This window comes from Antribacter soli (assembly GCF_021568775.1).
In the GTDB taxonomy this organism is placed as follows: Bacteria; Actinomycetota; Actinomycetes; order Actinomycetales; family Cellulomonadaceae; genus Antribacter; species Antribacter soli.
Map to the genome: position 1 here is coordinate 105,405 of NZ_JAKGSG010000020.1, position 22,133 is coordinate 127,537.

The 22,133-nt window shown below is 73.2% G+C and carries 14 protein-coding genes; 6 read left to right on the top strand and 8 right to left on the bottom strand.

All coding sequences use genetic code 11. From position 1 onward, the window contains the following. Positions 1-8: 8 nt before the first annotated feature. On the bottom strand, positions 9-3,866 hold the full coding sequence (locus L1785_RS05175) for a TM0106 family RecB-like putative nuclease (RefSeq protein WP_236088139.1): 3,858 nt from the start codon (positions 3,864-3,866) through the stop codon (positions 9-11). Positions 3,867-4,002: 136 nt separating this feature from the next. Here L1785_RS05175 and L1785_RS22735 point away from each other — a divergent pair, with 136 nt between their 5' ends. Next, positions 4,003-5,196 (top strand): excalibur calcium-binding domain-containing protein, encoded by a 1,194-nt coding sequence (locus L1785_RS22735; protein ID WP_268914864.1) that lies wholly within the window; start codon positions 4,003-4,005, stop codon positions 5,194-5,196. A 208-nt stretch (positions 5,197-5,404) separates the two neighbouring features. Here L1785_RS22735 and L1785_RS05190 read toward each other — a convergent pair whose 3' ends face one another. The 7 genes from L1785_RS05190 to hutH form a co-directional block, all read right to left on the bottom strand. After that, positions 5,405-6,679, bottom strand: coding sequence for an FAD-binding protein (locus L1785_RS05190; protein ID WP_308113260.1), 1,275 nt, complete (start codon positions 6,677-6,679; stop codon positions 5,405-5,407). A 57-nt stretch (positions 6,680-6,736) separates the two neighbouring features. Beyond that, positions 6,737-7,918 (bottom strand): winged helix DNA-binding domain-containing protein, encoded by a 1,182-nt coding sequence (locus L1785_RS05195; protein ID WP_236088140.1) that lies wholly within the window; start codon positions 7,916-7,918, stop codon positions 6,737-6,739. Positions 7,919-7,969: 51 nt separating this feature from the next. Beyond that, entirely contained in the window at positions 7,970-8,338 is a 369-nt protein-coding gene (locus tag L1785_RS05200) for an STAS domain-containing protein (protein WP_236088141.1), read from the bottom strand. Between the two features lie 201 nt (positions 8,339-8,539). Beyond that, the gene (locus tag L1785_RS05205) at positions 8,540-9,007 is read right to left on the bottom strand and encodes an aminoacyl-tRNA deacylase (protein ID WP_236088142.1); all 468 of its coding nucleotides are present in this window, start codon (positions 9,005-9,007) and stop codon (positions 8,540-8,542) included. Further along, on the bottom strand, positions 9,004-9,420 hold the full coding sequence (locus L1785_RS05210) for a DUF2087 domain-containing protein (protein WP_236088143.1): 417 nt from the start codon (positions 9,418-9,420) through the stop codon (positions 9,004-9,006). Before L1785_RS05210 ends, L1785_RS05205 begins: the two co-directional genes overlap by 4 nt. A gap of 29 nt (positions 9,421-9,449) precedes the next feature. Next, positions 9,450-11,414: a M15 family metallopeptidase gene (locus tag L1785_RS23170; RefSeq protein ID WP_308113261.1), complete on the bottom strand. Its 1,965-nt coding sequence runs from the start codon at positions 11,412-11,414 to the stop codon at positions 9,450-9,452. A gap of 215 nt (positions 11,415-11,629) precedes the next feature. After that, a complete protein-coding gene (gene hutH / locus L1785_RS05220; protein ID WP_236088144.1) occupies positions 11,630-13,288 on the bottom strand; it encodes a histidine ammonia-lyase in 1,659 nt (552 codons plus the stop codon). Positions 13,289-13,454: 166 nt separating this feature from the next. Between hutH and L1785_RS05225 the strand changes: the two genes are divergently transcribed. The 5 genes from L1785_RS05225 to hrpA all read left to right on the top strand — a co-directional run bounded on the left by L1785_RS05225 (position 13,455) and on the right by hrpA (position 22,051). Then, the gene (locus L1785_RS05225; RefSeq protein ID WP_236088145.1) at positions 13,455-13,742 is read left to right on the top strand and encodes a hypothetical protein; all 288 of its coding nucleotides are present in this window, start codon (positions 13,455-13,457) and stop codon (positions 13,740-13,742) included. 124 nt (positions 13,743-13,866) lie between these two features. After that, positions 13,867-14,283, top strand: coding sequence for a hypothetical protein (locus L1785_RS05230; protein WP_236088146.1), 417 nt, complete (start codon positions 13,867-13,869; stop codon positions 14,281-14,283). Positions 14,284-14,528: 245 nt separating this feature from the next. After that, positions 14,529-15,188, top strand: a complete 660-nt coding sequence (locus L1785_RS05235; RefSeq protein ID WP_236088147.1) for an HNH endonuclease family protein — start codon at positions 14,529-14,531, stop codon at positions 15,186-15,188. Between the two features lie 765 nt (positions 15,189-15,953). Then, positions 15,954-17,018 (top strand): glycoside hydrolase family 12 protein, encoded by a 1,065-nt coding sequence (locus L1785_RS05240; RefSeq protein ID WP_236088148.1) that lies wholly within the window; start codon positions 15,954-15,956, stop codon positions 17,016-17,018. Positions 17,019-17,575: 557 nt separating this feature from the next. Continuing rightward, positions 17,576-22,051, top strand: a complete 4,476-nt coding sequence (gene hrpA, locus L1785_RS05250; protein WP_236088149.1) for an ATP-dependent RNA helicase HrpA — start codon at positions 17,576-17,578, stop codon at positions 22,049-22,051. Positions 22,052-22,133 lie beyond the last annotated feature (82 nt).

Genomic DNA, 22,133 nt, shown 5'->3' on the forward strand with positions numbered 1-22,133 from the left:
CGGCGGCGTCAGGGTGACGTCAGCGCGAGAAAGGCGCCGAGCTCCAGGACCTGGCGCACGCCGTCGGCCGCCATGTCGCCGGGCAGGTAGTCGGTCAGGCGCGGCGAGCTGATCACGACGGCGCGCCACTGAGCGCGGGAGACGGCCACGTTCACGCGGTGCCGCGACAGCAGGAAGCCCATGCCGCGCGGCACGTCGTCGGGCGTGGACGCCGCCGTCGTGAGGATGGCGACCGGTGCCTCCCGCCCCTGGAACAGGTCGACCGTGCCGACGGGCACGTCGCCGAGCCCGGCGTCGTGCAGGGCACGCCGCACCTCGTGCACCTGGGCGTTGTACGCCGCGACGACCACCACGTCCGCGGCAGTCAGCGGGCGCGGCACCGCCCCCGGCCCGGCGACCCACAGGCGCCCGACGACGGAGCTCACCTCGCGCACGACCTGCGCCGCCTCCTCGGGTGAGGCCTGCCGCCGGCCGGTGTGCGCGACGGGAACGTGGACCACGCCCGGCGGGACGCCGTCGAGCGACCGCTCGGCGGCGACGGGATGCGCCTCCAGGCGGTCCTCGTAGGCCAGCCGGGAGATGCGTGCGCACAGCTCGGGGTGCATGCGCCAGGAGCGGTCGAGGAAGTAGCCGAGCTCGCCGGGCAGCACGTCGTGCCCGTCGGCGAGCCAGCCGAGCGCCGAGCCCGCCACGGCCGGCTCCGGGTGCCGGCCCTGCGACACCTGCGGGAGCTGCTGCGGGTCACCGAGGAGCAGCAGCCGGCGTGCCGAGCGTGCCACGGCGACGGTGTCCGCCAGCGAGAACTGGCCCGCCTCGTCGACGACGAGCAGGTCGAGCCCTTCCTCCGGCCAGCGCGGGTGCGCGAAGTCCCACGCCGTGCCGCCCACGACGCTCCCCGGAACCGCCGCCCCGGCGAGCTCGTCGGCGGAGAGCTCGCGCCACGGAGCGGCTGCCCGCCCCGGCCGGTCCTGCCGCTTCTTCGCGACGGCATCGACGGGCACACCGGCCTTCTCCACGGCCGCGCGGAGCACGTTCTCCACGGCGGCGTGCGACTGCGCCACGACGCCGACCCGCCAGCCCGCGGCCACGAGCCGGCCGATCACCTGCGACCCGACGTGCGTCTTACCCGTTCCGGGCGGCCCCTGCACGGCGAGGTACGACCGGTCGAGCAGCGTCACTGCCTCATGGATCGCGTCCGCCGGGTCCTCGCTCGGCGCCGGCAGGGCCTCTCCTCCCACCAGGCGGGGCGGGCGGCGCAGCAGGAGGTCGACCGCAGGCCCGGCAGGCAGCGCCTCCTCGACGTCCCACACCGCGAGCGCGGCGGCGGCCGCGTCCTCGACGGCCCGCTCCTGCGCGTCGCGCGCCGGGCCGCGCTGCGGCGCGAGCGCGAGCGGCACCTGGTCGTGCGCGGGGGCTCCGCCGCCGAGCCGTTCGCGAAGCACGACGATGTCCAGCTCGCCGTCCTCGGGCGTCCGGACCTCGACGATCTCCCCGCCGCCGTGCAAGCCGCGCACGGCCCGCGCTTCCGGCTCGCCGACGACGGGCGGCAGCGGCGGGTCGTACAGCACGTGCACGGCGCTGCCGACCCCGAGCTCCCCGCCGTCGGCCCGCGAGCCGTCCAGCATGCGGCCGGTGAGCTCGACCAGCCGCGACGGGGCGCGCTTGCCTTGCTCGACCTCCCAACCGGACACGACGCGCGCCTGCTCCACGTGGAACGTCGCCCGCCGACCGGGCCACTCCTCGAGCGGCAGCTCGAGACGCGCGTAGTGCTCGTGCCAGAAGGGCTTCTCCTCGCGCTGGTAGTAGCCCACCGCGGCGCCGAGGATCGCGAGCCCCTGCTCGTCCGGCGTCCGCCGGCTCGCCGCGTCGGGCACCCGCTCCCGGATCGCCGCGGCCAGTGCTTCGCGCCGCTCGCGTGTCTCGCGGCGAGCCACCTGCCTCGGCTTCTCGACGGGCGGAGCCTCGTTCGGCACGCCCTCGCTCGGCGCCGCCTCGCTCACGGCGGCCAGGGGTGCCGCCCGGTCGGGCGCCGTGACCGCCAGCGGCCGCACCTCGGCGCCGTCCACGACGCCCCGCGCCCAGCGCAGCCAGTCCAGCAGCTTCAGCGTCGACCGGCAGTCGTACTGGTTGTACGCGAGGATCCGCGCGCGGACCTCCGCCGCTTCCTGCGTGCGGCCCTCCGCGACGGCGCGGACGTACTCGGCGTACTCGATCACGGACGACGCCGCGTCCTTGACGCCCTCGCGCGACGGGTCGTCCTGCATGTAGAGCGGCTCGAGCCGCTTGATGGACTTCGACCGGTGCGAGATGCGCAGGCTCGAACGGACGACGGCGTACAGGTCGACGAGCACGCCGTCACGCAGGAGCTGGTCGACGCGGTCCTCGCACACCCCGTGCCGGGCCGCGATCGACAGCAGGTGCGTCTTCTCGTACGGGGCGTAGTGGTAGACGTGCAGGCCGGGGTACGTGCGCCGACGGGCCTCGAGATCGTCGAGGAACGCGACGAGCGCCTCCCGCTCCCCCGCGAGACTGTCGCCCCAGTACGCGGTGAACCCCTCCGCGGGGTCGTCGTCGGGCCCGGGCACCCGGAACGGCGGCGTGCCGGGACGCACGACCAGCCCGAACAGGTAGTCGAGACCCGCCGACCTCGACTCCCCCACGGGGGGACCGCCCGGATCCTCCCAGAGCGGGTCGCCCTCGAAGTCGAAGAACACGTCTCCCGGACTCGGGTCGGGCAGGCCCTCGATCGCAGTGCTCCCGACGAGCATCCAGCGCAGCCGCCCGTCGGCGCCCGCGTCGACCCCCGCCCCGTCGGTCTCGCCGTCGTGCGGGTCCTCCAGCTCCACCGACCCGTGACCGGGCACGGTGCCGAGCTGTAGCCCCGCCTGGAGCCGCAGCCCGTCGAACGTCCCGGCCGCCATCCCGTCGGGCGGCTCGGCCGCGACGGCGAGGTCGTCGATCGTGCGGACCCCGGCGGCGTACAGCCGCTCCCGCTGCCGCCCGTACACCCCGCCGACGAGCAGCACGTCACGGTGCGCCTCAGCGGCCTGCGCGCAGTCCTCGCAGACGGCCAGGCGACCGCAGGCGACGTACCGGTCGTCGCCCCAGGAGAGCGGGCCGTCGTCGGCCCCGTGCTCCGCGAGGATCTGGAGCAGGCGGCCCCGGCGGGCGCGGAAGACCGGCAGCAGGTCGGCGAGGCGGTGGGTGGTGGTGACGCGGGTGCCCAGCACGAGGTGCACATGGTCGGTAGGGTCCACCCGAGCCGACTCGAGCTGGTCCGCGTACGCGGCGAGCTGCAGCAGCGCCGTCACCTTGGCCCGGCGGGCCAGCTTCGTGTCGTGCACCGCATACCGCGGCTGCCCGATCCCGGGGTCCCCGCGGAGGCCCGCAGCGGAGCGAGGACCTCCGGGTGGTGGGGCGCCGGACCGGTCGCCGGGGTGCACCACCCCGTCCCGGGCGGTGCGCACCAGGAAGTCCGCCCGGCCGTGGAAGCGGCCGTCGAAGAAGGACGCCTGGTAGACGACGTCGGCACCTGCCTCCATCGCGGCGAGCGTGCGGGAGTGGGCCGCCAGCAGCTCGTCGGCCGACATGCGCCGCGCCGGCGCGACCTCGACCACCCCGCCCGGCCCACCACCGTCGGCCGAGCCGAATGCTGCCACGTGCTCGGCCAGGACTCGACGCTCGTGCGCCTCGCCGAGGGCTGCGGTGCGGGCCAGCATCGCGTCCTCCGCGCGCTCCCGCCGCGGGATGCGCCCCAGCACCTCGTCGAGCCGGCGAAGCAGGCGGAACTCGCACTCGCCGGCGACCACCAGGTCGCTCGCCGAGTGCACGAGAGTCCGCGGATCTCCGCGCTCGAGCAGGAACATGACCCAGGTCTACCAGCGACCTCTGACACACTGCTCCCCGAACACGCGGCGGAATGTCCGTTTTCATCTGGTGGCCCTGGCGCGGAGGGCCCCGGATGGCCGATAGTTGGCCCCGCACCGATGTGAAGGAGTGACCATGGCTGTGCGCTTCAACCCGCCGCCGGGTTGGCAAGTGCCCCCAGGCTTCCGTCCCGACGCAAGCTGGGCGCCTGACCCGGCGTGGCCCCCGGCGCCCCCCGGATGGGAGTACTGGATCGAGGAGCAGGTGCCCGCCGCTCCCCCGGCCCCTCCGGCCCCGCCGCCGCCCCCGGGCTATACCGGCGCGCCGACTGCCACCGGCTCGCCCTACGGCGCGGCGCAGGCGACCGCGGTCCACGCGCCGGCCCCCCAGCCTGCCGAGACCGGACGGCGCGAGGAGACCCGGACCCAGTCCATCCAGCTCGTGCCGCAGGGCGGCTACCCCTCGGCCGCGCCCTCGCAGGTCGACGCGACCCAGATGATGGCGCCGCTGTCCCTGCCGCCTGCCGCGCCTCCCGGCGCCGGGCCGGCGCCGGGCCCGTACGGACCTGGCCACCCCGGCGCACCGCATCCTGGCGCACCGCATCCTGGCGCACCCCACCCCGGCGGGCCGCACCCCGGCGCGCCGCACCCCGGCGCGCCGCACCCCGGCGCGCCGCACCCCGGTGCACAGCACCCTGGCGCCGGCTACCCAGGTCAGGGAATGCCCCCGCAACGCGGGATCGCAGCAGCGGGTCAGGGCGTCCTGCGGGCGCTGCGAGGCGCGGCGGCCGGCGTCGGCGGCCCCGGCGGTCCCGGCGGCGGCCCGCGCCCGAGCGGCCCCGGTGGCCCCGGCCGACCCCCGGCGGCCAAGCCCGGCGGTGGCCTCCTGGCCGGCGTCGGGATCTCGGGCGTCGCGCTCGGCGTCATCATCGCGATGGTGGTGACCGCGGGCGCCCAGTCGGAGGCCGCCCAGAAGGAGCACGACGCCCAGGCGATCTCTCAGCAGATGGACGAGCGGGAGGCCGAGCTCGAGGCGCTCCAGGTGGAGCTGGACCAGAAGCAGGCCGACGTCGCCGCGCGCGAGCAGGCCCTCACCGAGCGCCAGAACCAGCTCACCGCCGCTGAGACCGCGCTCACGCAGAAGCAGCAGGAGCTCGAGCAGCAGCAGAACAACAACCAGCAGAACAACAACCAGCAGGTGTTCTACTGGAACTGCGAGCAGGCTCGTCAGGCCGGCGCCTCGCTGCCGCTGCGGACGAGCGACCCGGGCTACCGCCCGGCGCTCGACCCGGACAACGATGGCAGGGCCTGCGAGGGCGACGAGTTCTAGCCGCAGGGGACTCACCGGTGCCCGACGACGGCGGCTGCGCTACGGGACACGCCCGGGCGACGACGTTCCCGCCGTTGCACTGTTTCGATCGAGGCCGCTCACTGTGCGTTGACGTTGTCAACGCACAGTGAGCGGCCTCGTTCAGCATCGTCCGACGCCTGCGTCACGTGCGATGGTTGCACGCCCCGTCACGTCGATGGGCCCCGGCTCAGACCGCCAGCAGCCGCTCCACGTAGCCTCCGCGCATCCGGCCGGCCGGATCCAGGTGTCCGGCGAGCTTCCGGAAGTCGGCGAACCGCGGGTAGTCAGCGGCGACGTCGGCCAACGGGACCGTCGAGAGCTTGCCCCAGTGCGCCCGGGCGCCGAGCGGGAGGAGCGCGTCCTCGAGGCGGGGCAGCACGGCCCGCACCGCCTGCCCGTCCGCGACCCAGGTGAAGTGGAAGCCGATGCGGTCCTCGTCGAACGGGCTGAGCCACAGGTCGTCGGCGGCGACGGTGCGGATCTCGCTGGTCAGCAGCAGCGGCGCCACGACAGGCCCGAGGCGCCGCAGTGCCTCGATCGCCTCCACGGCCCGCGCCCGCGGCACCAGGTACTCCGACTGCAGCTCGTCGCCCACCGACGGCGTGAAGTCGAGGCGGAAGTGCGGCAGGCGCTCGTGCCACGGACCCGGCACACCGAGCTGCGCGGTGCAGGCGGCGGGGTCCACGCCGGGGATGGGGTGGTGCGGCCCCGTGGCGGGCTTCGCGCCCAGGGCAACCAGGACGTCGTCCGGCCCGACGGCGGCCGGGGTCGCCTCACCCGGGACGGCGAGCGCCTTGCGCCACACCTCGCGCACCGTGGGCTCGTCCCAGCTCGTGAACAGGCTGACCGAGTAGGCGCTGCCCGTCACGGCGTCGAGGTTCTCGGCGAGGGCGTCCCAGGGAAGCCCGGTCAGGACGTCCTGGCGCACGTCGAACGTGGGCCGGGTCGCGAGTTCCACGCGCGTGACGACGCCGAGGGCGCCCAGCGCGACGACAGCCCCGGGGAAGTCGGCGTCGCCGCGGCGCAGCGTCAGCAGGTCGCCGGACGCGGTGACGAGCTCGAGGCCGACGACGTCGCCCGCCAGGCACTGGTTCCCGTTCCCGGAGCCGTGCGTCGCGGTCGCCACCGCCCCCGCCACGGAGATGTGCGGGAGCGAGGCGAGGTTGCTCAGGGCACGCCCGCTCGCCTGCAGCGCCGTGGCGACCACGCCGTGGCGCAGGCCCCCGTTCACCGAGACGACGCCGGTCGCGGCGTCGAGCTCGACCGGCGGGCGGCCGTCGTCGATCGCGTCGACCTCGACGTGGACCCCGGTCGTGTCGGCGACGTCGCTGAACGAGTGCCGGGAGCCCAGCGCCCGCACGGGGTCCGTGCCCGCCATCAGCTCCTGGAGCTGCTCCAGCGTCTCAGGGCGCTCGACCCGCTGCGACGAGTAGGTGAGGTTGCCTGCCCAGTTCACGGTCACGGCACCCAGCCTGCCACGGCCCCTACGGTGGTCCTTGCCCCGTCCCGGCCGGTGGGCTCAGCCCGCCAGGTGGGCGGCGAGGGCCGCCCGGGCCGACTCCAGCCCGTCGAGCAGCGCCTGTCCGGGGTCGCGGAGCCACTGCACGTCCAGTGCGGCCGCGTCCTCCGGGCCGCCCGTGGGCCAGCGCCACCGTCCGACGACCCGCCCGTCCGCCACCACGAGGTGCACGTACGCGCCGGGCCGGACAAGGGGAGCCGCCGCGGGGTCGACGGCGACGAAGCGGGACTCCGTGTAGGACAGGAACAGCTCGTCGTACGCCTGCAGGAGATCCACCCCGCCCGGTGCGGCGAGGTCCGGGTCCCGCGGGTCGGCGTCCAGCAGGTGCCAGAACGTCAGCCCCTCCAGGTCGCCCGTGCCGTGGACCGGCACGACGTCGTCGGACACAGCGGCCAGCCCGCGACGCACCTGGGTGAGCGTGAGGCTCGACCACGCCGCCAGGTCCTTGACCGTGGCCGCGGCCCGCGTCGCGAGGTACCGCCGCACGAGCTCGGCGAGCGCGGCCTCCTCGTCGTACGTCGCGCCGAGCGGGCCGTAGCCGGCCGGTACGCGCTCGTCGAACGGCGCGTACGTCTGGTTCCTGCCCTGCAGGGGGCCGCTGATCACCACGCCGTCGAGCTCGGCGCGCATGAGCAGGAGGCCCAGCGTGATGCCGGGCCCCGCGCCAAGACGGCCGGGCTCGGGCGGGGGGGCCGTCGTGTCGATGCCCCGCTCCGCCAGGCCTTGTCCGAGCTCGGCACGCGTCCGGGGCCGCTCCGCGACGAGCTCGGCGACGACGTCCACCGCCTTCGCCACCTCGGGCACGTCGAACCGGCGGTACATGGTCCCGTTGGTGCGGTGCACCCGCGGGCCGGTGAGCGCGAGGAGCCACCGGGCGTCGTCGGGTGCCATGAGGTGCCACGTGGGGCGCAGGGCGTGGGTGCGCAGGAAGGCGCCGTCGTCGAACAGGGCGAGGGACTCGGACGCACCGGGCCGGCGTTGTCCGGCGGGCAGTGCCTCGCCCGGCGGCGCGCTCGTGGAGGCGCACCGCCGGGCGAGGCCCCACAGGGCCGGCCGGAACTCCTGGCCCTGGACCGCGCCGAAGGTACGGACGACGTCGGCGACGCCGGCCAGCCCGGCACCACTCAGGTGCTGGGCCCGCAAGCGGGCGCGGAGAAGGGCAGATCCGTCAAGACCGGTCATCACACCATCGTGACAGCGTCGGCCCTGACGTGCGGGCAGTACAGGGAAGGATCAGGCGGGGATCGCAGCGGCTGGGACCACGGGCAGGCGCTCGCTGATGCCCACCATGTCGAGGACCTCCATCACGGCCCGCGACGGCTCGCGCAGCAGCACGGGCGAGCCCGTCTCCTGGCCGAGGACGAAGACCTGCAGGATGAAGGCGACCCCGGAGGAGTCGATGAAGGTGACGTCGCGCGCGTCGACGATGACGGGCGCCGCGGCCGGCCTGGCCGCCAGGGAGGACATTGCCTGGCTCGCCGCCTCGCGCAGGAGGGCGTCCACGTCGCCCCAGAGCGTGAGGATCGAGCCCTCGTACGTGTGCCGGCAGGAGATTCCGGAGCCGGTCCGGGTGTTGGGTGTGTCTGACGGAAGAGGGTCCATGTTGTTGTTCTCTCCGTATTCCGTAGTCGGTGGATGCGTGTCGGACCACGTCATATCGAATCTTTGTCGATCTGCGACCTCATCTTGCCTTTGCTCGGCAAGAAATGCCTACCTGTCTGAGTGTTCCTCCTGTACGCCCGTTCCGTCCACCCCCGCACCGTTACGGTCAGGTTGCACGAAAGCAAGCAGGACGTGACACGTTCACAGCGGCTCGGTGACGTCGGCGACCGTCGCCGACAGCGCCGCCACGAGGTCCGCGGCGTCCACCGTAGCGCCCACGCCGTGAGCGCCACCACCGATGGACACCTGTCCCGGCTCCCCGAGCCGGGCGTCGGCGACGACCGGCCATGCGTGAAACGACCCGAACGGCGTGATGGTTCCCCGTTCGTACCCGGTGACCTCGCGAGCGACGTCCTTGTCCGGCATCGACAGCCGCGACACGCCGAGCAGCGCGCGCAGCTTCGGCCACGAGATCTGCCGATCGCCCGGCACCAGCACGAAGAGAAAGTCACCCTCGCCGCGCCGCACCACGATCGTCTTGATCATCCGCGCCGGGTCCACACCCCGCGCCGCCGCGGCCTCCTCGAGCGAACCGACGCGGCCGTGCCGCTTGATCTCGAACGGGATGCCCGCCGCTTCCAGCGCGGCGACGGCACGCTCCTCGCTCATCGCGTCTCCCCCTTCGACCTCGGCTCGCGGTGCTCGCGCACGTTCATCGCGTCGTCCTCCGGCGCCGGCTCGCCCAGGCGCACCACGTCACCCGCGATGCGGCCCACGTCGGGCACGAACACGTCGGGGTCGTACTCGGTGCGCTCGGTGCGCCAGTACTCGGCACCGTCGCGGGTGCGCTGCACGATGCCCTGGTCCACCATGGCACGCCGGAGGCCGACCGGGTCCTGCGCGACCTGCGCCAGCCGGGCGGTGAGCTCGCGCTCCGCGACCGGCTCGAGGAGGTCCGGGAGCACCTGAGCCGCCAGATAGCGCGTCACCGCGATCTTGTCCCGCCACCGGCGCGGCATGGCCTCCAGGCGGCCGGAGCGCAGGAAGCGGCGCGGGTCGCCTGCGGCAGGTTCGGTGGTCACGGTTCGTCAGGCTAGCCGCAGGCCGCCGCTCACGGGAGGGGCGTGTCCGACGGCGTCGGCTCGGGCTCGGGCTCGGGCTCGGGAGGAACCGCGTCCCCTCCGTCGACCGTCACGGTCTCCTCCTCCTTCGCCGGCGAGGGCTCCGGCGTCGGGTCGCCCGTCGATTCATCCGGCGGGGTCGTCGTCTGGTCACCGTCGCTGGGCGTCGGCGTCGGCGTCGGCGTCGGGTCGGACGGAGTCGGCGTCGGGGTCGGCTCCTCCGACGGCGTCGGGGACGGCGTGGGCGACGGCGTCGGCGTGGGCGTGGGTGTCGGCGTCGGCGTGGGTGTCGGCGTGGGCGTGGGTGTCGGCGTCGACGACGGCTCGCACTTCGGCAGCGGCTCGGCAGTCTTGGTCGCCGGAGCCGAGCCGTCGGCCGACGGTGTGGGCGACACGGACGGCTGCGGGACCTCGGTCACGCTCGGCTCGCACGTCGGCGACGGGGCCGGCTGCGGCGGCGTGGGCGACGGCGCCGAGGAGGGGACCGGCAGCGGGTCGGCGGGCCTCGGCGCGACCGGCTTCGAGGCTTCCTCGGCGTCCTTGTCGGGGCTCGCCGCGCGGGTGTACGGGGTGGGCCAGCGGTCGACGTCGTCCGCGTCGATCGCCCGGTTGGGGATCGCACCGCCGGCGAAGAACTCGAAGTGCCACGGCTCGGGCTTCGAGCCGCCCTTGCGAGCCCAGGACGGGTTGTCCCAGCCGTAGTCCGGGCCGTTCACGCGCAGCCACGCGTACTCGTCGGACGCCCCGCCCGCGATGGGGTTGCCCAGGTCGACCGCGAGGCCCCAGCCGTGGTTCGACGTGCCCGGGATCGCCGCGAGGTGACCCTTGGTCCCGCGCACCGCGACCTGCTGGTCGTACGAGCGGTACGAGTCGGTGATCGGGATCGAGCGCCCGAACTCCTGCTCGTATGCGACGTTCAGGGCTTCGAGGCGCTCGGCGGCGTCGCAGCGCAGGCGGTGGAACGACGCGAAGTCGAGGTCGCACAGCACGTCGGCCGGGATGCGGCCGTTGCGGTATCCCGTCGTGGACGCTCCGTACAGGCCGACCGACTCCCGCAGCGCGGTGAGCAGGTCCGCCGCGGCCGCTTCGGGAGTGCCTGGCGCCGGGACGATCTCGACGAGCGCGTTCGGCGACCACGGGTCGAGCAGCGACGCCACCCGCATCGCCGCGACGACGACGACCTCGAAGCTGACGAGCTCCGTGCCCTCTTCGGCCTCCGCCGACTCTTCCTCGGCCACGGCGTGCTGGTCCTCGCCAGGGTCGGCCACACCGACCACGCTCAGGGACGCTTGCTCGGCGTCGGCGTCGGCGTCGGCCCCCGGCTCGGGCTTGGCGCCGACCTTGCCACCGGCTCCCGGTTCGGCGTCGGCGTCGGCCCCCGGCTCGGCCTCGGCCTCGGGGTCCTCGGCGAGCGCACCGACGTCGGGCCCCCCGACGAGGAGCCAGCCGGCGCGCGGGCCTTCGACCGGGAGACCCTGGTTGGCCTCGACCAGGCTTGCCTGCTGCGCCTCGTACGTGGCGTAGAGCATGCCGAGCTCGGCCGCAGCCTGGGCGACCTCCGCATCGACGAAGACTCCCCGCTCGTCGATGAACTGCTGCGCCCGGGTGAGGACCTCGCGGACCTGGGCGGCGGTGACACCCGCGATCGGGCTGATGCCGGACCCCGCGGAGGAGGACTCGTCGATCACGCCGGTGAGGCGGATCTGCACGCTCTGGGCGGCGGCCAGGCCGATCGGCGACTGCGGTGCGCTCGCGCCCGCGGTCAGGAGCACCGTCGCGGCGACCGTCGCGGCGAGGGCGCTCGAGCCTGCCAGACGAAGCGTGCGCAGGGCGCGGCTCCGAGCGGCCACGGAGTCCGCGGGCTCCACGGGCGCACCCGGAGGCGCGTCAGGAACGGCGACGGCCGGTCGCTCGTCGACACGGTCGTCGCCGTCATCGCTCGGACGCGGTTCCACCAGATGAGCCCCCGTCTGTTCGGTGCCGAGATGCCTGCCGAGCGCGCATCCTTGCACACCGACCTGACGCGCGGGTGAAGACCCGCTCACTTCAGGGTGCTCGCACGGCAGGCGCCACGCCAGTGTTCCGCCGATAATCACCCCGGTCCGTCCGTTCGCTGCCCAGCGAGGTGGAACGGCCGCCGGAACAGCCGCTCCACCGCGCCGGCCGCGCGTCAGTGCAGCGCGCCCACCCTCTCGCCCGCTGCCGCGACGAGCTCGCCCGACACGACGAGCCGCCTCACGGCCTCGATCTCGGGCGTGAGGAACCGGTCCGGCCCCGGGCCTGCGACGACGCCGCGGACGACCCGGAGCACGGCACCGGTTCCCGGGGCGCTGCCGCGGGCACCGCCGTCGGCCGCGGCGAGCTGTTCAAGCCGCAGGTCGAGCGCCCGGCAGGCGGTGAGCACCTCGATCGCGACCACGCGCGCGAGGCCGTCGACCGCCCGCCGCAGCTTGCGTGCGGCGGACCAGCCCATCGACACGTGGTCCTCCTGCATCGCCGACGAGGGGATCGAGTCCACGCTCGCGGGCACTGCGAGCCGCTTGAGCTCGGAGACGATCCCGGCCGCCGTGTACTGGGCGATCATCAGCCCGGAGTCGACCCCCACCTCGTGCGCCAGGAACGGCGGCAGCCCCTCGTTGCGCGCCTTGTCGAGGAACCGGTCGGTGCGGCGCTCGGAGATCGACGCGACGTCGGCGACAGCGATCGCAAGGAAGTCGAGCGCGTACCCGACGGGCGCGCCGTGGAAGTTCCCGCAGGACTCGACGCGCCCGTCGGGGGTCACCACGGGGTTGTCGATGGCCGACGCGAGCTCCCGCTCGGCCACCGCGGTGGCGTGAGCGAGGGTGTCCCGCGCGGCGCCGTGCACCTGAGGCGCGCAGCGCAGCGAGTAGGCGTCCTGGACGCGGGTGCACACCGGCGAGCCGTCCGGGTACGTCTCGCGGTGGCTGGCCATGACGGGCGAGCCCGCCAGCAGGGCCCGCAGGTTCGCGGCGGACGCCGCCTGCCCCGGGTGCGGCCGCAGCGCGATCAGGTCCTCGGCGAACGGCGCGTCCGACCCGAGCAGCGCCTCGACGGAGAGCGCGGCAGCGACGTCGGCGGCGGCGAAGAGTCCACGCAGGTCGTGCAGCGCGAGGACGAGCATGCCCAGCATGCCGTCGGTTCCGTTGATGAGTGCCAGGCCCTCCTTCTCGCTGAGGATCGCCGGGGCGATGCCGGCCGCGGCCAGGGCCTCGGCCGCGGGCCTCTTCTGCCCGACGGCGTCCCGCACCTCGCCTTCGCCCGTGGCGGCCAGGGCGACGTGTGCGAGCGGCGCGAGGTCGCCGGAGCAGCCGAGCGAGCCGTACTCGTAGACCACGGGCGTGAGGCGCGCGTTGAGCAGGTCGGCGTAGACCTGGGCGGTGGCGGGCCGCACGCCGGTCCGGCCCGTGGTCAGGGTGTTGAGGCGCAGAAGCTGCAGGGCGCGGACCACCTCGGTCTCGACCTCCGGCCCCGAGCCCGCGGCGTGCGAGCGGACGAGGCTGCGCTGCAGGTCGGCGCGGCGTTCTGCCGGGATGTGGGTCCTGGCGAGGGCACCGAAGCCGGTGGAGATGCCGTAGTGCGGGCGGACGTCGCCGGCGAGCTCGTCGACGACCGCCCGGCCCGCCGCCATCCGGCGGAGCGCCTCGTCGCTGAGGTGGACGAGGGCGCCGCTGCGGGCGACAGCGACGACCTGCTCGACGGTGAGGGGGTCGCCCGTGAGGTCCACGCTGCTCGGGGTGAGGGTCGCCCTTGTGTGGCGGTCGCCGTGGGCGAGGTCCGCCGTCGGGCCGAAGGGTGCACTGGTGCTCATGCGACCAGTGTCACCTGTGTGCCAGGTGGCGTGACCCGGCGAATCTATGGAACGGCCTTTTCAGATTTGCACAGATACTTCACACTAAGCCGGGTAATACGGGCGTGTCGCAAAAACGCCCGCACGCACGGGCCATCGCGCCCGCGACCCAGGGAGCATCACCAGAATGTCCGAGACCCCCGCCGCACCGCAGTCCAACGAGGTCGTCGCCGACCCGCAGAGCAACACCCTGTCGATCGTCGGCTTCATCCTCGCGTTCATCGCGCCGGTGATCGGCATCATCCTCAGCGCCATCGCCCTGAAGAAGTCGGGCGAGGCAGGCTTCGACAACAAGCTCGCCAAGTGGGGCCTGGGCCTGTCGATCGCGTTCACCGTGCTCTACGGCGTCCTCACCGCCATCTGGATCGTGGCGGCCCTCGCGCTCGCCAGCACGGGCCAGCTCGACACGATGTGATCCACCTCGGCGGGCGGGTCGGCTGTACCACTCCGAGTTCGCCCGCCTAGGTCTGGTCATCCCTATGGGGATACATCACAATATGGCGGAACAAACGGGCCAAACACGAGGAGCACCACTCACCATGACCGCCGAGACCGACACCCAGGCCGCCGAGAAGCTGTCCGAGGCCGTCACCGAGAACCTCGCCGAGCCCGTCACGGCCGTCGAGGCCACCGCCGAGACCACCGAGGTCGTCGAGGCAACAAAGGCCCTCGAGACGACCGGGGCGGTCGAGGCCACCGAGGCCGTCGCGATCGAGGAGGAGGACCCGCAGAGCAACGTCTTCTCCATCGTGGGCTTCCTGCTTGCCTACATCCCGATCGTGGGCGTGATCGTCAACGTGATCGCGCTGCGGAAGTCGGGCAAGGAAGGCTTCGACCACTGGGTCGCAGGCTGGGCCCTCGGCATCTCCATCCTGACGACGCTCGGCACGCTGGCGCTCGTCGGCCTGGGCTTCTGGCTGGGCGTCGAGTCCGCCCAGGCGGGCTTCAGCTTCTGACGGTCGCACCGACCGCGAGTCGGGGCCTCCGCCCCCTCGTCCGGCCCGCGTCCTCGGACAGCGGCCCGACGGGGAGGCGGGGGCCCTTTCTCGTGCCCCGAGCCCTTACTGAGGCTGCCGCTGTTCCAGAATTTCATCGCAGCACCCCGATGACGCGGGAATTTCATCACCTCGTCATCCGGGCGTCATCGAACCTGGCCAAAATGGGCAACTCGGTCAAACTCCATACTTGGAAGGGTTGCCCCATGTCACTGTCCTGGTCATCCGCCATCCCACGGAACGCCGTGCGCGCGCTCGTCGCCGCACTCGCCGCGTTCCTGCTCGTCGCCCTCGCCGGCACACCGTCCCAGGCGTACCCGCCCGACGTCCCCGGCAAGGCGCAGGTCCAGTCGGAGCTCAACGCGCTCACCGTCGCCGCCGAGGGGTCGATGACGGGCTACTCGCGCGACCTCTTCCCGCACTGGACCTCGGTGAACGGCTGCAGCACGCGCGAGACCGTCCTCAAGCGCGACGGCACCAACGTGACCGTCGGGTCCGACTGCTACCCCACCTCGGGCTCCTGGTACAGCCAGTACGACGGCGTCACGCGTACCAGCCCCTCGGACATCTCGATCGACCACGTCGTCGCGCTCGCCGAGGCGTGGCGGTCGGGGGCCAGCTCCTGGACCACGTCCAGGCGCCAGGCCTTCGCCAACGACCTCACCGGCCCGCAGCTCATCGCCGTCACGATCTCGGTCAACTCCTCCAAGGGGGACAAGGACCCGTCCACCTGGAAGCCGCCGCTCACCAGCAAGTGGTGCGCCTACTCGAAGTTCTGGATCCACACCAAGTACCGCTGGGGCCTGACGCTGCAGCAGTCGGAGAAGACGGCCCTGCAGTCGATGCTCAACGGCTGCAGCTTCTGACGTCGCTCCCGTCGCGGGGCGGAGCGCACGACGAGGGTGCGCGCTCCGCGCCGCGACGGGGGTCGCGGCAAATTCACTTGCCTGGGCTTGCGACAATGGGGGTTTTGTCGCCGCCACGGCGCACGGCAGGCGTAGAGGCCCGGAATCTTGCGGATTCCGGGCCTCCTTGCTTTCGTTGTGAGGGTCCGACCCAGCGGATTCCCAGCGCAATCCCTCGCCGAACCGCTTCACGATCACCCCGGAGTTCGAGGCCCGAGGTCGGGCGTGGCGTCAGTCAGGGTCGGGACCGGTGTCCAACGACTCGTAGACCCTCCCGATGGGCCGTCCGACGTTCTCCTCCCACGCTTATGGCGGGCTGTCCGAGGCCTGGAGCCGGGAGCCGTCGAGGGTGAAGAACCGCAGATCGGCGTTGAACCGGACGACGTCGTATGCCCTCAGCCCAAGATCGCGCATCCACAGCTCCATCCGCATCTGCCCGTGCTCCGCCTAGTTGATTGACTCCTGCGTGCGCAGAGCACTCGAGGCGAGCGTCCGGGTCCAGGAAAGGGACTTCTCCCCCCCTCGGCGGACGATCAGCGCCTCTCCGGAACGGAGGTTCCCTGGTAGTCCTCATGATCGCCGGGCTTCTGGGCATCCCTGTCGTCGGCGGGCTGGGCCGTTGAAGACTTGACGACCTGCGCAGCAACCGTGCAAGGTCTGGCCTGAAGCCGAGGGCGGCGCGTCCTTCCGGCCCCCTCTTCGCCTCACGAGAGGGAAAGAGACCCCGTGGCATCATTCCTGAGCCGCCTGCGTCCCCGGTGGCTCGTGCCGGTCGTCGTCGGCCTCGCGGTCGTCCTCGGTGGCGCCGCCGCTCTCGCGCCGACCATCTCCGGCAACATCGCGGGCAACGACGCGTCGGTCGATCCCAGGTTTGACGGCCCCCTGATCAGCTCGTCGCCGGAGGCGAGCGCCAGCGCCAGCGCGTCCGCGACCGCCAGCCCGAGCCCGACCCCGAGCCCCAGCCCCTCGGACACCGCCGCGGCCGAGGCCGCCGAGGCGGAGGCAGCCGAGGCGGAGGCAGCCGCCGCGGCCGAGGCGGCAGCAGCAGCCGAGGCTCAAGCGGCGGCGGAGGCGGCCGCGGTGTCCGTGGCCCCGCCGCCCAGCGCAGGAACGCCGGTCGCGCCTCCGGCGCAGGCCGAGGTCTACTCCTCGTGCAACACGTTCGGGGAGTACACCCAGAGTGACTGGACGATCTACAACAACGTCTGGGGCAACCAGGGCAACAACTCGCAGTGCCTGCACGTCAACAGCATGAACTCGTGGTACGTCGACTCGACCCAGTCCGGCGGCGGCATCAAGTCGTACCCGAACACCTCGGTCAGGCCGCGGACCCCCCTGTCACAGATGGCGAACGCGGGGTTCACGTACAACACTTCGTCAGCCCCCGCCGCCGGCGGAGACTGGTGGAACTGGACGGCGGACGTCTGGTCCACCGGCAACCAGGACGAGGTCATGATCTTCACCAGCTGGTACCCGAGCGCAAACGGCTGGGGCACGAAGATCGCGAGCAACGTGACGATCGGCGGCATCCTCTACTCGGGGGTCTACCAGGCCGACCCTGGCTGGAACGTCCTACAGTTCATCCCCGCCAACCAGAACCATGACGGTCATGTGGACGTCCTGGCGACCTGGCGATGGGCCGCGGACCGAGGCCTCCTGCGCAACACCACCTTCGACACGATGCAGTTCGGCCTCGAGATCACCTCGACCAGCGGTCAGCAGAAGAGGTACTCGCTGAACGAATACCACGCCTCGTGGACCAACACGTCCGGCGGCGGGTCGGGCATCTAGTCCGGCGGCGGTACTGGCGAGCTGCGCGGGACCGGCTCGGGCCGGTGTCTCGAGGTTCCGTCGTCTGATCGGTAGTTCGTCGCGTGATCGGCAGCTCGAACTGCCGATCACGCCCCCCCCCCCCCCCCCCCCCCCGGCCGCCCCCCGGCCCCCCCCCCCCCCCCCCCCCCCCCCCCCCCCCCCCCAACTACCGATCACGGTTCCCGTCCGGACCGGCGCTGAAGGCGGACGACAGAGGCCGGGCAGAAGCGGGCGGGGGACCGCCGTCAGCCACCGTAAGGTTGGCGCGTGCTCCTCGTCGGCAGCGGCTCCAGGGCACGGATTGAGAGGCGTCGAGACCCAGCGGAAAAAGGACGAGACCGCCACTTCTAGAATGGGGGGTTGTGAGTTCCGATCCCCGCACCACGCCTGAGTCCGACGGCGGAGCCCGCTCGGGCACAGCAGGCGGCGCCCGGTCCGGGGCGGGTTCGCGGCGGGCCGGCCGGAGCCGGGGCCGCGCCCCGGTCGAGGGGCGTACGCGAGGCGGGCGGCCGGCGTCGGGCAGCGCACGTGGTCAGGTGAGCCGCGAGCAGCTCGCCCGGGCCGCCGAACGGCGCGAGGCCGCCGCCCTCCCCCCGATCACCTTTCCCGAGCAGCTTCCCGTCTCTGCGCGCCGCGCGGACATCGCGCGGGCAATCGCCGAGAACCAGGTCGTGATCGTCGCGGGCGAGACGGGGTCCGGCAAGACGACCCAGCTCCCGAAGATCCTCCTCGAGCTGGGCCGGGGGCGGCAGGGTCAGATCGGGCACACGCAGCCGCGCCGGATCGCGGCCCGCACGGTCGCCGAGCGCATCAACGAAGAACTCAGTGGAGATCGGCCGCTCCCGATGGGCCAGATCGTCGGCTACCAGGTGCGGTTCACCGACCAGTCGAGCGAGGAAACGCTCGTCAAGGTCATGACGGACGGCATCCTGCTCGCCCAGATCCAGCGCGACCCCCAGCTCCTCGCCTACGACACGATCATCATCGACGAGGCGCACGAGCGGTCGCTCAACATCGACTTCCTTCTCGGCTACCTGAGCCGCCTCCTGCCGCAGCGGCCGGACCTCAAGCTGATCATCACGTCGGCCACGATCGACTCCGAGCGGTTCGCGCGGCACTTCTCCCCCGCCGCCCTCGCCGAGCGCGGCGGCGCACCCTCGTACGTGACGGACCTCCTGCCCGAGCAGGCGCCCATCATCGAGGTCACGGGCCGCACGTACCCGGTCGAGATCCGGTACCGGCCTCTCGTCCCCGACGCCGACGAGACCGGCGGCCGGGCAGACGCTCAGGGCGAAGGGACCGCCCGGGGCGAGCGGCCGACGTCGGGCCGCGGCGGGAAGCCCAAGGCGACAAAGACTTCCAGGGCCGAGGAGAAGGACCTCGTCACCGGCATCGTCGACGCGTGCGACGAGCTCATGCGCGAGGGCCACGGCGACATCCTCGTGTTCCTCTCCGGCGAACGCGAGATCCACGACGCCGCCGACGCCCTCGAGGGTCACCTGCGCGAACGGGTCCGGGACCCGCGGCACCCGCAGCACGTGGAGATCCTGCCGCTGTACGCACGTCTGTCGAGCCACGAGCAGCATCGCGTCTTCGAGGCCCACTCGGGCCGGCGCATCGTCCTCGCGACGAACGTCGCCGAGACGTCGCTGACGGTCCCCGGCATCCACTACGTCGTCGACCCCGGCACCGCCCGCATCAGCCGCTACTCGAAGGCGACGAAGGTCCAGCGGCTGCCGATCGAGCCTGTCTCGCAGGCGAGCGCGAACCAGCGGTCGGGCCGCTCCGGCCGCGTCGCCGACGGCATCGCGATCCGCCTGTACTCGCCGGAGGACTTCGAGGGCCGGCCCGAGTTCACCGAGCCCGAGATCCTGCGCACCTCGCTCGCGTCGGTGCTGCTCCAGATGATCTCCGTGGGCGTCGTCGAGACACCCGACGACGTCGCGCGCTTCCCCTTCGTCGAACCCCCGGACACCCGCGCCGTGCGCGACGGCGTCCAGCTCCTCACCGAGCTCGGCGCCCTGACCACGGCCGACGGCCGCACGACCCTCACCGAGACCGGTCGCACCCTCGCGCAGCTCCCCATGGACCCGCGCCTGGCCCGCATGATCATCGAGGGCGCGCGGCTCGGCGTCGCGCGCGAGGTCGCGATCATCGCCGCCGTGCTGTCCATCCAGGACCCGCGCGAGCGCCCCGCCGAGGAGCGCGCCCAGGCCGACCAGCTCCACGCCCGCTTCACCGACCCACGCTCCGACTTCCTCACCTACCTCAACCTGTGGGAGTACCTGCGCGAGCAGCAGCGCCTGCTCTCGGGCAGCGCGTTCCGGCGCCTGTGCAAGTCGGAGTACCTCAACTTCCTGCGGATCCGCGAGTGGCAGGACGTGGTGGCGCAGCTCCGCGAGATGAGCAAGCCGCTCGGGATCGACATGGCGTTCCGGGCGCGGCGTACGGGTGACGCCACGGCGGGGTCCGGACCGGTGTCGGGAGATGTCTCGGACGGCGAGGGTGAGGGGACGGGGTACCGGTGGGTGTGGGACGACCAGACCGTTCACCGGGCTCTGCTCGCCGGGCTGCTGTCGCGGATCGGCATGCAGGACACCGGGGAGATCAAGGCGTCCTCCGTCGCGCACCTCAAGGGGGCCGCGCGGGAGCAGGCGATCCGCCGGGCGCGCAAGCAGGCGCGGAACGAGTACCTGGGGGCGCGCGGGGCGCGGTTCGCGATCTTCCCGGGCTCGCCGCTGAGCAAGAAGCCGCCGGCGTGGGTCATGGCCGGTGAGCTCGTCGAGACGTCCCGGCTGTGGGCGCGCGACGTCGCCCGCATCGAGCCCGACTGGGCGGAGGAGCTCGCCGGGTCGCTGGCGAAGCGCACCTACTCCGACCCGCACTGGTCGTCGAAGCACGGCGCCGCGATGGCGACCGAGAAGGTGCTGCTCTACGGCGTGCCGATCGTGGAGGGCCGCAAGGTCCTGTTCGCGAAGGTGGACCCCGTGGCCGCGCGCGAGATGTTCGTGCGCCACGCCCTGGTGGAGGGCGAGTGGACCACGCACCACCGCTTCTTCCACGAGAACCGCAAGCTCCTGGAGGAGGCGGAGGAGCTGGAGGCGCGGTCGCGGCAGCGCGGCCTCGTCGCGTCGGAGGACGACCTGTTCGCCTTCTACGACGAGCGCGTCCCGGCCGACGTCGTCTCCGCCCGCCACTTCGACCGCTGGTGGACCGGCGCCCGGCGCGACGACCCGGAGCGGCTGTCGTTCACCCTGGAGCAGCTCGTCGGGTCGGCCTCCGTGGACACGGAGGGCTTCCCCCAGACCTGGCAGCAGGGCGAGCTCACGCTGCCGCTGACGTACCAGTTCCAGCCAGGCGCCGATGCGGACGGCGTGACGGTGCACGTCCCGGTGTCGGTGCTGCCGCGACTGGCGCCCGACGGCTTCGACTGGATGGTGCCCGGCCTCCTCGAGGAGCTGACGGTCGCGACCATCAGGTCGCTGCCAAAGGCGGTGCGCGTGCAGCTCGTGCCGGCACCGGACGTGGCGCGCGCCGTCGTCGGCTGGCTGCACGAGAACACCCCGACGTGGGCGGACATGACGCGCGCGGGCGACATGGCCGAGCCGTACCACGTGGCGTTCACGCGGGCCGTCCGGGCGCTACGCGACGTCGTGATCCCGCCTGAGGTGTGGGACGCGGAGCGCGTCGAGCGCCTGCCCGCGCACCTGCGGATGACGTTCCGCGTCTTCGAGCAGCGCGGGTCGGGCAGGAATGCCGGCGAGGTCGTGCTCGACGAGTCGAAGGACCTCCTCGCACTCCAGCGCCGCCTCGCGTCGCGCGCGGAGGCGGCGGTGCGGTCCGCGGTCAAGGGCGCGGTCGGGCAGGCCTTGCGGGAGGCGGCGCGGTCCGGGGCGGCTGGATCGGGTCCGGCGGGGTCGGCGGCAGAGCCCGGGCGACCATCCGCGTCGCTCGTTCCTCGCGACGCTCCCGCCAGGCCCATCCAGCCCGGGCCCACCGGCTCTGCCGCCACCCCCACCTCTGCGTCCGGCTCGCCTTCCGGCGCTGGGGTGCCCGACGGCGGAGTGATCGCCGAGGCGACCGCGCTGACAACCTGGCCCGAGGCCGTGCCCGAGCTGCCCGGGTCGGTGTCGACCGACATGGGTGCGGGCGTGGTGGTGCGCGGGTATCCCGCGCTCGTCGAGGAGCGCGGGCCACGCGGGGAAGACACCGTCTCGCTGCGGGTGCTCGCGGACGCGAACGCGCGCGACGCCGCCCACGTGGCCGGTGTGCGGCGGCTGCTGCTCGCGGAGACGGCACTGGCGCCGGGGCGCATCTCCTCGCGCTGGTCCGGAAACCAGGCGCTCACGCTCGCCGCTTCGCCGTACCGGAACACCGAGGCGCTGGTAGCGGACCTGCAGCTCGCGGCGGTGATCTCGTTGACCACGCCCGCCGACCAGGCTCGGTACGACGCGCCGTCGGGCGGGACGCCCGCCGGAGCGGTGCGCTCGCGCGCCGCCTACCTGGAGGCTCGCGACTTCGTGCGAACGCACCTGGAGGACGAGGTGCACCGGATCGTCGGGCACGTCGTCGCCGCGCTCACCGCCTACCGGACGCTCGAGGGCTCGGTACGGTCGCTGTCCAGCCTGGCGCTGCTCAGCACCCTGCAGGACATCCGCGACCATGCCGCCGGGCTGGTCCACGCGGGATTCGTGTCCGCGACGCCGCCGCGGCGGCTCCCGCACCTCGTGCGGTACCTGCGGGCGGCGCAGTACCGGCTCGAGAAGGCGTCGGCGAACGTGACGCGCGACGCTGAGCTGGCGTGGCGGGTGTCCGACGTCGTCGGCGCGTACGAGAAGGCGCGCGCCGCGTACGCCGCCGGACCCCGCGATCCCGCGCGCGAGGCCGAGCTCGCCGACGTGCGGTGGCAGATCGAGGAGCTGCGCGTGTCGCTGTTCGCGCAGCAGCTCGGGACCGACGGGCCGGTCAGCGAGAAGCGGATCCGGAAGGTTCTGGCGCCGGGCGGGTGGTGATCCTCCAAAGAGTCCGAGCTCACGCCCGCCCTCCTAGCTGCTCCAATGATTGGAGCAACTTGGAGCACATTGGGAGCACGTT